The 14,262-nt window shown below is 56.2% G+C and carries 11 protein-coding genes and 1 tRNA gene; 6 read left to right on the plus strand and 6 right to left on the minus strand.

The features are described 5' to 3' along the window. The first annotated feature begins 240 nt into the window (after nucleotides 1-240). Both OZX72_RS05885 and OZX72_RS05890 read left to right on the plus strand, forming a co-directional pair. Complete coding sequence (locus OZX72_RS05885; RefSeq protein ID WP_277157754.1) at nucleotides 241-1,632, plus strand: alpha/beta hydrolase-fold protein; 1,392 nt, start codon at nucleotides 241-243, stop codon at nucleotides 1,630-1,632. Nucleotides 1,633-1,722: 90 nt separating this feature from the next. After that, on the plus strand, nucleotides 1,723-4,575 hold the full coding sequence (locus tag OZX72_RS05890) for a DUF2156 domain-containing protein (RefSeq protein ID WP_277157755.1): 2,853 nt from the start codon (nucleotides 1,723-1,725) through the stop codon (nucleotides 4,573-4,575). Nucleotides 4,576-4,709: 134 nt separating this feature from the next. Here the strand turns inward: OZX72_RS05890 and OZX72_RS05895 are convergent, their stop codons facing one another. The 4 genes from OZX72_RS05895 to OZX72_RS05910 all read right to left on the minus strand — a co-directional run bounded on the left by OZX72_RS05895 (nucleotide 4,710) and on the right by OZX72_RS05910 (nucleotide 7,579). Then, nucleotides 4,710-5,126 (minus strand): transcriptional repressor, encoded by a 417-nt coding sequence (locus OZX72_RS05895; protein WP_277159381.1) that lies wholly within the window; start codon nucleotides 5,124-5,126, stop codon nucleotides 4,710-4,712. Nucleotides 5,127-5,387: 261 nt separating this feature from the next. Continuing rightward, nucleotides 5,388-6,560, minus strand: a complete 1,173-nt coding sequence (purK, locus tag OZX72_RS05900) for a 5-(carboxyamino)imidazole ribonucleotide synthase (RefSeq protein ID WP_277157756.1) — start codon at nucleotides 6,558-6,560, stop codon at nucleotides 5,388-5,390. Continuing rightward, on the minus strand, nucleotides 6,544-7,041 hold the full coding sequence (gene purE / locus OZX72_RS05905; protein WP_277157757.1) for a 5-(carboxyamino)imidazole ribonucleotide mutase: 498 nt from the start codon (nucleotides 7,039-7,041) through the stop codon (nucleotides 6,544-6,546). Before purE ends, purK begins: the two co-directional genes overlap by 17 nt. 229 nt (nucleotides 7,042-7,270) lie before the next feature. Further along, nucleotides 7,271-7,579, minus strand: a complete 309-nt coding sequence (locus OZX72_RS05910; RefSeq protein ID WP_277157758.1) for a YhbY family RNA-binding protein — start codon at nucleotides 7,577-7,579, stop codon at nucleotides 7,271-7,273. A gap of 239 nt (nucleotides 7,580-7,818) precedes the next feature. Here OZX72_RS05910 and OZX72_RS05915 point away from each other — a divergent pair, with 239 nt between their 5' ends. The 4 genes from OZX72_RS05915 to OZX72_RS05930 all read left to right on the plus strand — a co-directional run bounded on the left by OZX72_RS05915 (nucleotide 7,819) and on the right by OZX72_RS05930 (nucleotide 11,365). Further along, nucleotides 7,819-8,922 carry a glycerol dehydrogenase gene (locus OZX72_RS05915; protein WP_277157759.1) on the plus strand — a complete coding sequence of 368 codons (1,104 nt, stop codon included), beginning with the start codon at nucleotides 7,819-7,821 and terminating at the stop codon, nucleotides 8,920-8,922. A gap of 125 nt (nucleotides 8,923-9,047) precedes the next feature. After that, nucleotides 9,048-9,121: transfer RNA gene (locus tag OZX72_RS05920), tRNA-Arg, on the plus strand. 151 nt (nucleotides 9,122-9,272) lie between these two features. Beyond that, a complete protein-coding gene (locus tag OZX72_RS05925) occupies nucleotides 9,273-10,478 on the plus strand; it encodes a sensor histidine kinase (protein ID WP_277157760.1) in 1,206 nt (401 codons plus the stop codon). After that, nucleotides 10,475-11,365, plus strand: a complete 891-nt coding sequence (locus OZX72_RS05930) for a response regulator transcription factor (protein ID WP_277157761.1) — start codon at nucleotides 10,475-10,477, stop codon at nucleotides 11,363-11,365. The genes OZX72_RS05925 and OZX72_RS05930 overlap by 4 nt, the downstream gene beginning before the upstream one ends. Nucleotides 11,366-11,374: 9 nt before the next feature. Here OZX72_RS05930 and OZX72_RS05935 read toward each other — a convergent pair whose 3' ends face one another. Together OZX72_RS05935 and OZX72_RS05940 are read right to left on the minus strand one after the other, a co-directional pair. Continuing rightward, nucleotides 11,375-13,417 carry a hypothetical protein gene (locus OZX72_RS05935; protein ID WP_277157762.1) on the minus strand — a complete coding sequence of 681 codons (2,043 nt, stop codon included), beginning with the start codon at nucleotides 13,415-13,417 and terminating at the stop codon, nucleotides 11,375-11,377. Then, nucleotides 13,410-14,189: an ABC transporter ATP-binding protein gene (locus tag OZX72_RS05940; RefSeq protein ID WP_277157763.1), complete on the minus strand. Its 780-nt coding sequence runs from the start codon at nucleotides 14,187-14,189 to the stop codon at nucleotides 13,410-13,412. Before OZX72_RS05940 ends, OZX72_RS05935 begins: the two co-directional genes overlap by 8 nt. Nucleotides 14,190-14,262: the final 73 nt, after the last annotated feature.

Genomic DNA, 14,262 nt, shown 5'->3' on the forward strand with positions numbered 1-14,262 from the left:
TGCCCTGTTCATTACCAAGTAACATGGCCGTAAAACCTCATATTCCGGCTTTCACACGGAAAGCCCGCAGAAAAGATTCATATCGTTTCTTGCAACGTTTCCAATAATCATAACGACACGATACTATATCTTTCCTGTGAAAGTTCGAACGAATCCGACAATCATTCTTGCGACTGATTGTTCTTGGCGTTGCCCTGCGTCTAGAATCATGACGGAAGAATTTTTACGAAACTCAAGGAAATGATGGACTGGTTTTTCAACATTCAACTGCTCAAGGGCTGGCTACCCACTTCCCTGTTGGTGGCAACGATTATCGGTCTGGTCATCGTCGTCGTCCTCAAATCCAAGGACGGCTGGCGTGATCCTCTCTTAAAGCAGCTCGGATGGGGCGTGGTCGGCGGCTTGGTGGGCCGTGTCGTCGTCTGGCTGCTTTCCGACGTTTTCATGGTCTTCGGCGTAAGCCTCGGAAGTCTGGTGGAAACGACTATAACCTACGGTCTCGCGGTGATTTCGGCGTTGATCGCCGCGTGCGTGGATTCAGGGAAACTGCGTCGCGTCGTCGCCATCATCACCATCGTCCTGGCATTGGTCACCTGCGCGCTAAAGGTGGATGGCATCTACGGCGAATACACTACTTTGGGCTCGCTTTTCGGGCACAACCAATTCTCCAAACTCGACCCGAGCATCGTCGGCAAAGCAACCGACAAGTCCACCGACACCGTCGGAAAATGGGAAAAACTCGGCAAGGACGGCAAGCTGCCGACGATGCCCAAACAAGGGCAAGTCCATTCGATTGATATTCCCGCGACCCAGTCTCATTTCAAGGCGCGCACGGCCAACGTATACCTTCCGCCGGCAGCCCTGACAAAGAACCCACCCAAACTGCCGGTCATGATCGTCATGGCAGGCCAACCCGGCACACCGGACCGATTCTTCGCCGCCGGAGTGCTCGGCCAGAAGCTCGATGCCTACGCGGCCAAGCACTACGGCCTGGCTCCGATTGCGGTTTCTCCGGACCAGAACGGTTCATTGACGCACAATTCCCTGTGCGCCGATACACCTGCAGGCAACGCGGAAACCTACCTCACCAAGGATGTGACCAACTGGATCAAGTCCAATCTTCCCGTCGAGAAATCCCCTGACAAATGGCTAATTGGCGGGTTCTCGCAGGGAGGGACCTGCGCCACCCAGCTCGGACCGGCGCATCCTGACCTTTATGGTCATATCTATTCTGCGGGCGGCGAAATTGAGCCAACCACCGGTTCTCACAAAAGCACGGTGAAGAAATACTTCGGCGGCGATGAAAAGGCCTTTGATAAACACGTCCCGATCAAAATCATCAAACGCAACGCGCCTTCAAAGCAGACGTGGTTCTCCGCGGCCGGCCAGGTCGATTCGAAATCACAGAAGAACCAGAAAGCCATCTCCAAAGTGGCCATGGACTCGGGGATGTCGGTAACCACGGTGATTGTCAAAGGCACCGGACACGACTGGCACACCGTCAACGCCGGAATGACCGCCCAAATCGACATGTTCGGCACCGAGACCGGCCTCGGCAAGACCGGCAAAAGCATCGATTCCTATCCTCTGCTGGAAGTAGTGAGCGACAATACCAACACATTCGACGATTAAAAGTTATTACAAAAAAGCAAAATCCATCACAATGTTGTTATTGCATCAGATATGATGGTCAGACGAAGCGAAGAACGAAAGTCATTGAGCATGCAGAATCACGAAGATCCGAAAAACAAGAAAAGTAGAAAGGGTGGCCCTTCAAGCTGGACCGTGCTGGGCCATGATCTCGTCAGTTGGATGCGCGGACATCTTTTCGCCATCGTCGTTGCTGCCGTGTTCCTTTTCGTCAATATCTTTGATATGGTCGCCTCGGCCATCCGCCATATGCGCATCCCGGCCTACGGGCGCACCATAAGTCTCACCGAAATCCTTCTCGGACGAATGCAGAACGGTGCAAAACCGCATGACCCGTTCCAGCAGCCATTGCACAGCCAAGACATCATCCCGTGGCTGACGAAGATCCTGCGTTCCGCGGTATTTGTACGCAGTCCCCTGATGCTTATCGTCTACACGCTTTTGGTCGTCATCATCCTTGCCGTGGCGCAATCACGGCTTGGAGCTCTCAAAACGACGTTCGCGGCATTGTTCAGCGCCATCGTCGGCTCGACTCTGGGACTTTTGGTCTGCGTTCTGGTCGATATGGCCATGCACGACTGGCAGAGCATGGAGCGCCTGCCCGTGCTGCTCTCCCCTCTTACCATCATCATTGGAGCGCTGATGGCGGAAAGCGCCTACGAATCGGCACTCTGGCGCAGACGTATCCTGCTGCTCGGCTATACCGTTATCGGCACGCTGTTGCTCTTCAGCGGCAATCCCGGCGACTATTGCACACTCGGCGCGGCAATCGTTGGCCAGCTCACCGGTCTTCTGATGCACGGTCCAATCAAGGAACACATCCAATGGGCCAACAGCACCGACTATGAGATCCGTCGCCTCTTCGCTTTCGCCCAACTGGTGCTCGCCATCGGCCCGCTGTTGGCGCTGACCTCCACTTCCCATCTTGGCCCATTGACGACCTTCGGCCTCTTCACTTCCTCCATCTGGGGCGATTCCTCGCTCCTGACTTCCTGCAGTGTCAACCAGTCGGTGACCAGCTGCCTGCGCTTGGTCGCCACGAGACAGCACATTGCCATCGCGGGTCTCTGGCTGCATATGCTGCTGCCCATCGCCGCCCTCGCTTTGGTGGCATGGGGCCTTTACCACGGGCGTCGTCTGGCGGCATGGGTGAGCATCGTGCTCAATGGCGCGGCTGTCGTGTTCGCCGTTCTGTATTACGTTATTTTCCCCTTCACCATCACGCCTCTCAGCCCGAGCATGGCGAGCCGCTACAACTTCATGCCGGCTTTCATCACCACAGCCCTCCCGCCTTTGGTCTTGATCATCCTCATGGTTCGGGAGCTCCCGCATTTCAGCGTTTCCACCGGCACCTCCCGAGTTCGGAGCGGCATCATCGCGATGGCCGGCATGCTGCTGATCACCAGCGGCGTCTATATCGGCTTCGCCGTTGCCGCACCCCAGGACTTCAAGCCGCGCCCGACCGTCAAGCTTATGATCATGGATATGCTGCGCAGGCTTCTGCCCACCGGTTTCGGCGGACGCAAGTCCACAGCTCTCATCGTTCCTCAGACCACGCTGGCGACGCTGGTGAGTGAAGCCCTCACCGTCCTGTTCTGGCTGACGGTGCTGATCGTCTTCATCCTCTGGTTCCGCGACAACGTCACCCCCGACGAGCGCGACCGCAAGAAAGCCGAAGCGTTGGTCACCCTCGGCGGCGAATCAATGAGCTTCATGACCACCTGGGAAGGCAACCATTATTGGTTCTCACCATCCGGTCGTTCCGCCATCGCCTACCGCGTGCTCCACGGCATCGCCCTGACCGTCACCGGCCCCTTCGGCGAACCCAGCGAATACATGGACGACCTGCGCAAATTCAGTGCGTTCTGCACCGCAAAAGGCTGGTCTCCTTCCTTCTACGCCGTCCACGACGACCAGCGCAAGGAACTTGAAAACATGGGGTGGTCCTCCATCCAGGTCGGCACCGAAATGGTTCTAGACCCCAGCCAGTGGCAGACGCGAGGCAAGAAATGGCAGGATATCCGTACCGCCATCAACAAGGCCAAGCGCGACGGCATCACCGACGTGCTCACCACCTACGACCAGGCCGGTTTCAACATCGACCAACAGATCGTGGACATTTCAGAGCAATGGGCCCAGCTCAAGGCGCTACCGGAAATGAAGTTCACGCTCGGCGGTATCGAGGAGCTGCGCGACGACCGCGTGGCGCTGCTGTATGCGGTGGACGCACAAGGCACGGTTCTCGGCGTCACCAGCTGGCTGCCAACCTACCGCGACGGCCGGGTCATCGGCTGGACGCTGGACTTCATGCGCCATCGCACCGACAGCCCCAACGGCATCATGGAATTCCTTATCGCCCGTATGGCCGAGCGTCTGCGCGACCAGGGCCAGACCGATCCAGCCAATGCCGTGCAATTCATGAGCCTTTCGGCGGCCCCGCTTGCGGGCATGGGCGAGAAAGCGCCCGCTGCCGCAGATAAAGCCGTCGAAGGCGACAAGGCTGGTCAATCATCCGATAAATCAGATAAGGCCGATAAAGTCCAAAAGACAGACGAAACCGCAAAAACCAATCAATCCGGCAAGCCCGAAACCAAGGATAAGGATACTGGCAAAGCCAAGAACGAGGGTACAAAGAGCACAGATGATGCAACAGCGACATCGCCAAGCGGCACTGAGATCATCGAACATGCTCTGCAGATCGCGGCCGACGTGCTTGAGCCGGCCTACGGTTTCAAGTCGCTGTTCTTCTTCAAGAAGAAGTTCCAGCCCAGCCCGGCCCCAATCTATATCTGCTACCCCGATTCGGCCAAACTCGCGCAAATCGGCATTGCCGTGGTCAACGCCTACGTGCCGGAACTCAAGCCGAAGCAGGTTGTCGAAATCGTAAAATCCATGACCTCAACCGACAAGAGCGGCAAGAAGTAAGGGCGCAGTAAACACCTAAAACAAAAAGGATAGTGGCCAGTTATCATCAACTGGCCATTATCCTTTTCTAACGACTCAAATCCTATGAAGCAGATACCGAAATACTCCAAATACTCGAATATCAAGCCGGTTCTTTAGTCGATGTCGGAGCTTTCAAGCCGCTGGCAGTCCGGACACAATCCGAAAACCTCCAGCGTATGCGAACTGACCGTAAAACCATGCTCTTCAGCGATTTTGCGCACCCACTGTTCGGGAGGCTCGATTTCCACAGTCTTGCCACAGTTCTCACAGACCAGATGATGATGGTGCTCGCCATCCTTGCAGATACGGAACATCTGCTGATCGTTCAGGTGAATGGTGTCGGCCCTACCGTCGTCGGCCAGCGCGTTGAGCTGACGGTAGACAGTGGAGAGCCCGATGCCCTGCCCATCCTCACTTAAGATCCGATAGAGGTCCTGCGCTGAAACAAAATCGTCGCAACCGGCAAGCGCTTTTAACACGGCATCCTTCTGCCAGGTATGCTGGGTGCCGCGTCTGCCGCGGGACAGCATTCTGCGTACGGAACGTTCATTATCGCGTTGCTCGTTGGTTACCACCGTCACAAGCCTCTTTCATTCACATCATTATTTGGCTGCCGGAATAGTTGGAATCCTCGGCGCTCGTATCATGGATAAGACCATTTTAGCCGTATTCGTCCGCCTTGAAAAGGCCGGTTACACCGCCGAAGGCAGAATGTAGGCAATCTTTAAGGCATCACTTTCGGCGAACATCATCAAAACGATGCATGCGGCAAACCCTTTGGCACTTCGCCATTATTGTCGCAAATCGTCCCAGCAGCCGGTGGCTTCGAGCTCGTCGACCGTGCGTTGTGTATCGTCGGTCAGCACCGTGATATGGCCCATCTTGCGGTCCTGACGAACCTCAGCCTTGCCGTAATCGTGCACGTACCACTCAGGATGCTTGGCAATGAGTTTGCGTGTCGGAGCGACGTGCTGGCCCAGAACATTTGCCATCACTGCCGGGCTTAAGAGCTTTGGCTGTGGCAACGGCCATCCGGCAATGCCACGGATGTGGGCGTCGAACTGGTCGATGGAACAGGCCTCGATGGTGTAATGGCCGGAATTGTGCGGGCGTGGGGCGAGCTCGTTGACCACCACGCGGCCATCCTTGGTGATGAACAGTTCGATGGCGAGTGTTCCAGCCAGTTCAAAGCCTTTCGCAAGCCGCAAAGCCAAGGCATTGGCTTCCTTGGCGATCTCGTCGCTGACCTGCGCGGGCGCGATGGTCAGGTGCAGGATGTTGTGGCGATGCTCGTTGCGCACGATGGGGAACGTGACGAAATCATGCCCGTTGCCGGAAATCAGAATCGAGGCTTCGAAAGCAAAATCGACGAAACCTTCCAAGACAGAGGGCGGGAATGTGCCTTCTTGTTCGTCTCGCTTATGGATCTCAGCCAAATCTTCTGGTCCGCGCAGCACGACTTGTCCGTGGCCGTCGTAGCCACCACGACGAGTCTTCAGAACTGCCGGACAGCCGATTTCTTCGATAGCTTTGTCGAGGTCTGCAAGGCTATCAACCTGTCGCCAAGGCGCGGTCTGGGTACCATGATCGTTGATGAACTGCTTTTCGAAAACACGGTCTTGCGTTACTCGAAGCAAGTCGGTTCCCTGTGGAACGGCGACGCTGCCACGCACCTCATCGATGGCATCGGCATCCACGTTCTCGAACTCGTAGGTGAGCACGTCGCTACGTTCGGCAAGCTCACGAATCGCTGCTTTGTCGTCATAATCGGCCGTGACCTGGAAATCGGCGACCTGAGCGACCGGGCAATCCGGCGTCGGGTCGAGTACACCGATGTGGAAGCCGTGGTAACGCGCGGAAAGCGCCATCATGCGCCCGAGTTGCCCGCCCCCAATGATGCCAATGGTTGCGCCCGGCATCAGCGTTTCAATTTTGCCGTTGGTCTCTTCAGACAAGCTGGGCATTAGACTCCTCCACCTTCTTCTTGAGACCTTCGCGGTAGTCAGCGAGTGCTTGCGCCAAGGAATCGTCGGAAATACTTAAAATACTGACTGCCAACAGTCCGGCGTTCTGCGCGCCTGAATTGCCGATGGCCGTCGTCGCCACAGGGATGCCTCCGGGCATCTGGACGATGGAAAGCAGGGAGTCCACGCCGGAAAGCGCGTGTGATTTCACCGGCACGCCGATAACCGGCAAGGTGGTCTGCGCAGCGACCATCCCAGGAAGGTGCGCGGCTCCCCCGGCTCCCGCGATAATCACCTTGATGCCGTTCTTGCGCGCGTTGTGCGCAAAATCCGCCATCAATTCGGGCGTGCGGTGGGCGGAAATTACCTGTTTCGAATAGGAGACGTTGAACTGGTCGAGGGTGTCGCAAGCGTGACGCATCGTCTCCCAATCGCTTGCCGAACCCATAATCACTGCTACTTTTGGTGCGTGAGCTGCCATGATACCTCCGAAGTATCGTTGGGAACCAGAGCCAAACCCCACTTTACGCGGCGGGAACGAGAAAATATCGCTGTTCAATTCCTTGCAAAACGTATGGTTTCAACAAAAATGCCACCGATACATATCGATGGCATTTCACTGTTATTGACACTTAATTCGTACTAGTGCCGGCAAACGGACTTTAAGGATTTCCTAAGTGCAGTTTACCGGCACTAATGCAAATCTGGTGTCAGTGAACGAGCTCAATCTTCGTGATGCCAGGCTTCTTCGAGGGCCGATAGAGCACGAAACGATGGCCGATGATCTGCACCAGCTGCGCACCGATCTGACCGGCAAGTGTCTCACCGACCTCCTGCTCGTCAATCGGGCAGCCGTCCTGTACCACGCCCTTCAAAAGCTCATGCGATTCGAGCGTCTCGGAAGCCTGCTTCACCGCGGCGTCGGTAACACCGTTCTTGCCGATCCACAGCATCGGCGAAATCTTGCTCGCCAGAGCCTTGAGCTGCTTGATCTGTCGCTTGTTCAGTTTCGTTGCCATATACGATTCCATTCCTCATTATCACCGGCCACCTCGAACGATTCCCGCCCAATCAATGAGCAATCGGTGATATTCATTATTCGATGATTCCACCATATCCCAAAGGCTTGTCCTGAAGATAACGCCGACGAAACAACGTCAAAGAAGAAATCGTTAACGCTCACATGATATCGGCATGTGGCATGACTTTAACCAATAGAATTGAAGATGATGTGACATACATCACGTTTTATTCATCAATGTCAAAGAAGGACACCTTGAAGAAGATTCTGTGCTCTCCTGGAAGCTATATCCAGGAACCGAACGCCATCAACGAACTTGCTGACCAGTACCGCACCCTTGGCAGCAAAGGCGCCTACATCATCGTCGATCCATTCATCGAGAAGACCTATCACGATCAGATCGTCTCCAGCTTCGAAAGCAGCAACACCCCGTACCAGCTTGTGGTATTCGGCGGCGAATGCTCCGACAACGAAATCAACAAGCACGTTGCGGCGCTCGGCGAAAACGACGCGGTCATCGGCATCGGCGGCGGCAAGACGCTCGATACCTCCAAGGCCGTCGCGCACTTCGGCAAGCGTCCGGTGATCATCTCCCCGACCGCTGCTTCCTCCGACGCCCCGTGCTCACGCCTTTCCGTGGTCTACACCGACGGCGGCGAATTCGACCACTACCTGCCTCTGCCTAAGAACCCGGACATGGTCATCATGGACACCACCATCATCTCGAAGGCGCCGGTGCGTTTCCTGATCTCCGGCCTCGGCGATGCCTATGCGACCTATTTCGAAGCGCTTGCCTGCAAGCAGTCGAACGCCATCACGATGACCGGCGGACACTCCACCAACGCGGCCATCGCGCTGGCCAAGCTCTGCCATGACCTGCTCATCGCCGATGGCCCCAAGGCCGTCGCAGCGGTACGTCAGGGCCTGTGCAGCCCGGCAGTCGAGAACGTAATCGAAGCCAACACCCTGTTGAGCGGTCTAGGCTTCGAATCCAGCGGCCTCGCCGCGGCGCACGCCATCCACGACGCGCTCACCGTGCTGCCAGGCACGCACAAGTATCTGCACGGCGAAAAGGTTGCCTACGGCACGCTCACCCAGTTCGTGCTTGAAGACCGCCCTGAAGCAGACCTGCGCGAGGCCTACGGCTTCTTCCGCAAGGTCGGTCTGCCCACCACTCTCGCCCAGATCGGCGTCGAGAACCCAAGCGACGAGGACCTTTTGAAGGTCGGCGAACTCGCCTGCAGCAAGGATGACACCATGTCCAACATGCCGTTCGAGGTGACTCCTGAGGACGTGGCGATCGCGCTGCGCACCGCCACCGAAGTAGCTTCCGTCTACTAAATCCTAGCTGTTTGAAACTTCAGCGCTTCAGTAATCGAGTGGCCAGAACGCAACGATGAATAGTCATCGTGACGTTCCGGCCATTCTTGCGTCGTGAGTGCTGATATAATCAGACATTGGTGTTCGGCCCCGTAGCTCAGTTGGATAGAGCAACTGACTTCTAATCTGTAGGTCGCGAGTTCGAATCTCGCCGGGGTCACTTGGCTCGGAGATGGAGTTGTAGCTCCTCGCCGAGGAATCGGACAACCAGATACAGCGAAGACACCTCAATGACGAAATCATCAAAAATAAGTATTGACTGGCAGGCGCCAAAACGCAAGTTTCCAAAATATTCGGCAGTGATATTCGCTTTGGGATTCGTTTTTCTGCTTCCCGATTCGGCTTATGTGGGTCACTTCGTGCTTATGGTCCTACAGCCGATACTCATTGCGCTGCTCTATGTTGCCATGCTCAAGGCACCAAAACTGTTCTGGCAACGTGCGGCTGCGCTGATTCTGATAGCGGTCTGCATCTGGTCGGCGCCGTATCTGCGCCACGGCGGACAACTGCTGACCTACATCGTCATAGCCGAATTGTCGATCCTGTTCAATGCAGCATTCGGATACATCACCATCGTGCTTTCCGCAGCCGCCATGTGGATACTCTCCCCGATACTCAATGATCTGCAAAGCCTGCATGTTCCGGATTTCATCGCCACATCAAACTACATATTGTTCGCCGGCATCCTCTTTATGGTCTACACCGTGCAATCAGAAAAACTGCAACGAGCCAACGACCAATTGCAAGAAAATATTGAGCAGATTGAATCGCTGACGCTCTCGCGTGAAAGAGCACGGATGGCCAGTGAAATGCACGATTCCATAGGCCAACAACTTACCGCGATACACTATGCTCATGAATCCGCGACCAATGCGACGCTCGCCGCCACCAGCCTGACCGAAGCAGAACAGGCAGCCATCAGCAAACCCATCACCAGAGCCGACGAGATTGCCGAGGGCGCCTTGTCCGAAGTCCGTCAAATGGCCCGTGCCCTGGATCCGGCGGCGTTCGGTCAAACGCTCACCAATGAGTCGATAGAAGCCATGGCACGCTCGTTCGGCCAAGCCGGACTTGAGATGCAGACCGACATCGCCGGAGAGGTCAGTCTGCTAGGAAGCGACGAACAGACGCTGCTGTTCCGCGCCTTGCAGGAGACACTGACCAATGCCGTACGTCATGCCCATGCCACCAAGGTGCGTCTCACCATCGCCGTCGGCGGTCATGAGACGACGTTGCGGGTCGAGGACGATGGGCCGGGCATCGATGCGGAAGATATCCATCACGGCTTCGGTCTCGCGGCGTTGCGCCAACGCATGGAGCAAATCGACGGAAACCTCAAGTTGGGGGAATCACAATCGCTTGGCGGGGCCAGCATCACGGTGACCATCCCGAAACCGAACAAGAAGGAACCAACCAAACCATCATGGCCATTGAATTCGGATGTCACAGACCGTACTTCCCAGAAAAGTAGAGAAAATAACGCAACAACGCCCACGAAAGGAGCGAACAAGTCATGAGCGACGCCAACGAATCCCAAGTAACCACGCCCAACCAGCCCATTCACCTCCTTATCGTCGACGATCAGGAGCTTATCCTTACAGGACTCGCCGAACTCGTCACCTATATGCCCGGCGTGGAAGTAACCGCACAATCGCAAAGCGGTCAGGCAGTGCTTGAGCTACCGGACAGCACCCTCAATTCAATCGACGTCGCACTAATCGACGCGCGCATGCCGCAGATGGGCGGCCCTGAGCTAATTGCACGATTGCATGACAAATGCCCTGACATCAAATGCATTCTGCTCACTGCGTTCGATGAGGATGACAATCTTATCAATTCTCTGAAAGCCGGCGCGGTCGGTTATCTGCTCAAGGACATCTCCACGGCTGATCTTGCCGACGCCATCCATCGCGCGGCCGCAGGAGGTCGAATCATCGGCGCGAGCGCCACCGCACACGCCATGCGTCTCATCTCGCAATCCGGCAATCATAACGATAAAAACAGCGAGAATGTGGCTTTTTCGGCCGACTCTGGCAAACAAGCCATAGACGAAAGAACCACGGGGAAGTCCGATATCTCCCCTTTCGGAATCACCCACGAATCCATATCCGGCAGAAACACCGATGAAAACAAAGAAGACAATGAAGACTTCTATATCACGGCAAGCAGCGCTTCCGATATCTCTCAGGCCAGTCCGGAAACCCGTGCCTTACTTGCGGAGCTGACACCAAGAAACCAGCAGATCGCCCTGCTTATCGCCCAAGGCCACACCAATTCGGAAATCGCAGACCAGCTGTTTCTCTCGCCAGGAACGGTGAAGAACCACGCCAGCCAAATCTTCGCCAGCCTCAACGTCCGCAACCGCACCGAACTGACCGCCATGCTCGGCGGCACCTTGGACTGAAACCGAGACTCATCGGCCACTGTTCCGGACAACGCCACGATAAACCGAACGATACAGCAAACCACCGCAGCCGATGACAATCAGCAACGCAATCGCCATCATGCCTAGTTGCGGCCATGGCACATATACCCGCGCCGCATGCCAATAGCCGGCGAGCCTAGGCTGCTCGGTGAGATTGGCGGAAATGGCGACAGCCACCATCGAAAGCAGTCCTGCCGTACCGACCTCAATACCTGTACGAATACAGCCGGTTATAGCCCACTGTCGCTCGTTCATACCAATCATCCAAGCAGCTCTGACCTCGCGACGGCGCGATTCCGCATCGTTGGCGACCACGGAGACCAAACCCACCACCGAAATGAGCAGAATCGGGTAGACGAAGAAATATACACCGACTCGGTTGCCACCCGCGGACTCGCGCTGAGACACCGCACCAAACGGCAGCTGGTCGATGACATCCGCAGTGTTTGAAACGCTCACAGAACCACCTTTATCTGACGCCAACATACGGGCCTGGCCCGTACAGTCCTTATGAATGATTGCCATGCGGCTGCCATGATGGTTTTCCATTGGGTTAAGCGAACGAGGTACATAGAGATTGCCGGTCATTCCGCCGCCCATTCGTATGACGGAAGTGACTTTGCTGCGATGCCAGTGACCGTCCGCTCCCGCTATGCAGACTGGTTGGCCGATTTTGCTTTCCCCCGCCGACACCACGCCATTGCGGGCATCCACGTCGCCTTGCCTCGCGCCGACCGGTATAAAATCCGAGAGCGAACCGCTATCGATGACCGAAGAGAGGCCTTCACCCAACGGATAGCCTTCGGCCAGATCTTCCTTCATCTGTTTGTCGCAACCACCAGAATCGGAGTACAGATACCTCACCTGCGTGGTCGGCGACAGCACCAATGCGCGGGAATCGGCTTTGGTTGCCACTGAGCGTAGATATTCGGTGCCGGCTTTCCCTGCCTGTTTGGTCTCCATCACCGACGTGCCATCGAAAATCGCGTGCAACGAGGTGCTGGCAGCATGGTCCTGGAAGGTCTGCAACCCATAGAAAAACACGAATACGGCCACGGCCACCACAGTGATGCTGAAAATCGACATGGATTTGAGCGCCGCCACATCACGCAGGGCGATGTCCGCCCACGAACGGCCGCGCAGCCGCTTGCTGATGCCACCGCCGATGGCACGCAGCAACGGTTTGGCCAGTCGGGCGATACCCCAACAGACCAAAATCGGCATCACACCGTTACCCATCTGTGCCGCATCGCTGTTGGAGCGTGAAGAGGCGATACCCCAGCCGATACCGACGACGAACATGGCCACGGTAATGAAGTTGCGGACAATATTGGAGAACCGGGTATATACACTCCGCCTTATCGTACGCTCCGGGACGGCGGAAAGCACCAGTCGCGATTTACCGACCTTCCTGCCGGAAAAGTAAGCGGAAATCATCGCGCAAACCAAGGAAATCAGGACGGTCTGCCAAACCGCGTTAAAGAATCCAAAACCGGTGCGCTTGACCGCATCAGTGCCGATGAGTCTGAAGAGGAAGTAGAACAATGCGTTGCCCGGCACACCAAGTACGCACGCGCCAAGCGCAGAAATAAGAGCAATAGGCAACTGCACGCCGATCATTGCCCGAATCAGCCAACGAGGAGTGGCACCCATTATTCTCAAACGCATCAGGTCGTCCCACTTGGTGATGAAGGCGTGGTCGGTGGTCGTCTTGTCAATCAGGACTGCGGCAACAACCATGAAGACCAGAAACGTCCCCAAGTCACCGGCCACACTGGGAACCGAGTTCACAGCCCATGCGAGCACGAATATCAGTGTCATCGCCGCCATGTTCGCTGCACCGTTGAGCAACTGCAAGCGTCTGTTGCCCCGCCAGAGCGAGGAGACGATGTGCACGCCGGTCATTCTGACACTGTTTCGCGCCCCAGCCCCCGTAATGCCTGCGCCGCTCATGCCAACCGTATTACGTAGACCGACTTCGACATCCGTACGGTTCACATTCTTCATTCTCTCGGTTCTGGGCTTACTCATCGCGGCCTCCCAGCAACAAATCCTCGATTTGCAGAGCGGAAAGCCCGTTGCCATATTCGCGCACAATCTGACCATCAGCCATCAGCACCACACGATCGGCCGATGAAGCGACCACTGGGTCGTGCGTAACAATCAGCGCCGCCTTGAGTCCGGCCTGCATGGAAGCACGGATGGTTTCGATGACCTCATCGCGTGCCTTCGGGTCGAGGTTGCCGGTCGGCTCGTCGGCGAAGAGCACATCGGCACCAATAGCGAGCGCCCTGGCAATGGCGACTCGTTGCTGCTGTCCGCCGGAAAGACTGGTGACGGGTGTGTTCAGCGGTTTGTCGGCGAGACCGACGCATGCCAGAGCACGCAACATCTCGTCATCACCCATTCGCTCGCCGCGAATCGAGGCGGGCAATGCCACGTTCTCCCCTATGGTCAGGTTCTCAAGTAGCATGTAGTCCTGGAAAATGAATGCGAAGCGCGAGGCACGCAGTTGGGCCAGTTTCTTCTCGCCAAGCTTGGCCAGCACCTTGCCATCGAATGTCACTGTGCCTCGGGTGGGCTTGTCCATTCCAGCCATCGCCCGCAGCAGCGACGACTTGCCGCAACCCGAAGGTCCGATAATCGCCACCGTCTCGCCTTCGCGAACCGTCAGGTCAATCGGCCCCAGCTTGAACCCAAAATCACGGACCAGACCTTCGGCCCGTAAAACCTCTTTGATTCTTGTCTGTTGTTGTATGGGATACGCCTGTGTTGCATAGCTTGTGATGTTTTCGTTTTCCATATTTTTATCGTCACATATTTCAAGAGACCATGCCCCGTGCCGAAAGTCACTGTTTTCCCCTAGCTGTTTGAAA

It is taken from the genome of Bifidobacterium sp. ESL0769 (assembly GCF_029395495.1).
Lineage (GTDB): Bacteria > Actinomycetota > Actinomycetes > Actinomycetales > Bifidobacteriaceae > Bifidobacterium.

Bases quoted from the DNA above. Each gene is read 5' to 3' on its own strand.
- OZX72_RS05890 (WP_277157755.1), top strand. From the start codon at position 1,723: ATGCAGAATCACGAAGATCCGAAAAACAAGAAAAGTAGAAAGGGTGGC.
- OZX72_RS05910 (WP_277157758.1), bottom strand. From the start codon at position 7,579: ATGGCAACGAAACTGAACAAGCGACAGATCAAGCAGCTCAAGGCTCTG.
- OZX72_RS05895 (WP_277159381.1), bottom strand. From the start codon at position 5,126: ATGCTGTCCCGCGGCAGACGCGGCACCCAGCATACCTGGCAGAAGGAT.
- OZX72_RS05935 (WP_277157762.1), bottom strand. From the start codon at position 13,417: ATGAGTAAGCCCAGAACCGAGAGAATGAAGAATGTGAACCGTACGGAT.
- OZX72_RS05885 (WP_277157754.1), top strand. From the start codon at position 241: ATGATGGACTGGTTTTTCAACATTCAACTGCTCAAGGGCTGGCTACCC.
- OZX72_RS05940 (WP_277157763.1), bottom strand. From the start codon at position 14,189: ATGGAAAACGAAAACATCACAAGCTATGCAACACAGGCGTATCCCATA.
- OZX72_RS05930 (WP_277157761.1), top strand. From the start codon at position 10,475: ATGAGCGACGCCAACGAATCCCAAGTAACCACGCCCAACCAGCCCATT.
- purE (WP_277157757.1), bottom strand. From the start codon at position 7,041: ATGGCAGCTCACGCACCAAAAGTAGCAGTGATTATGGGTTCGGCAAGC.
- OZX72_RS05915 (WP_277157759.1), top strand. From the start codon at position 7,819: ATGTCAAAGAAGGACACCTTGAAGAAGATTCTGTGCTCTCCTGGAAGC.
- purK (WP_277157756.1), bottom strand. From the start codon at position 6,560: ATGCCCAGCTTGTCTGAAGAGACCAACGGCAAAATTGAAACGCTGATG.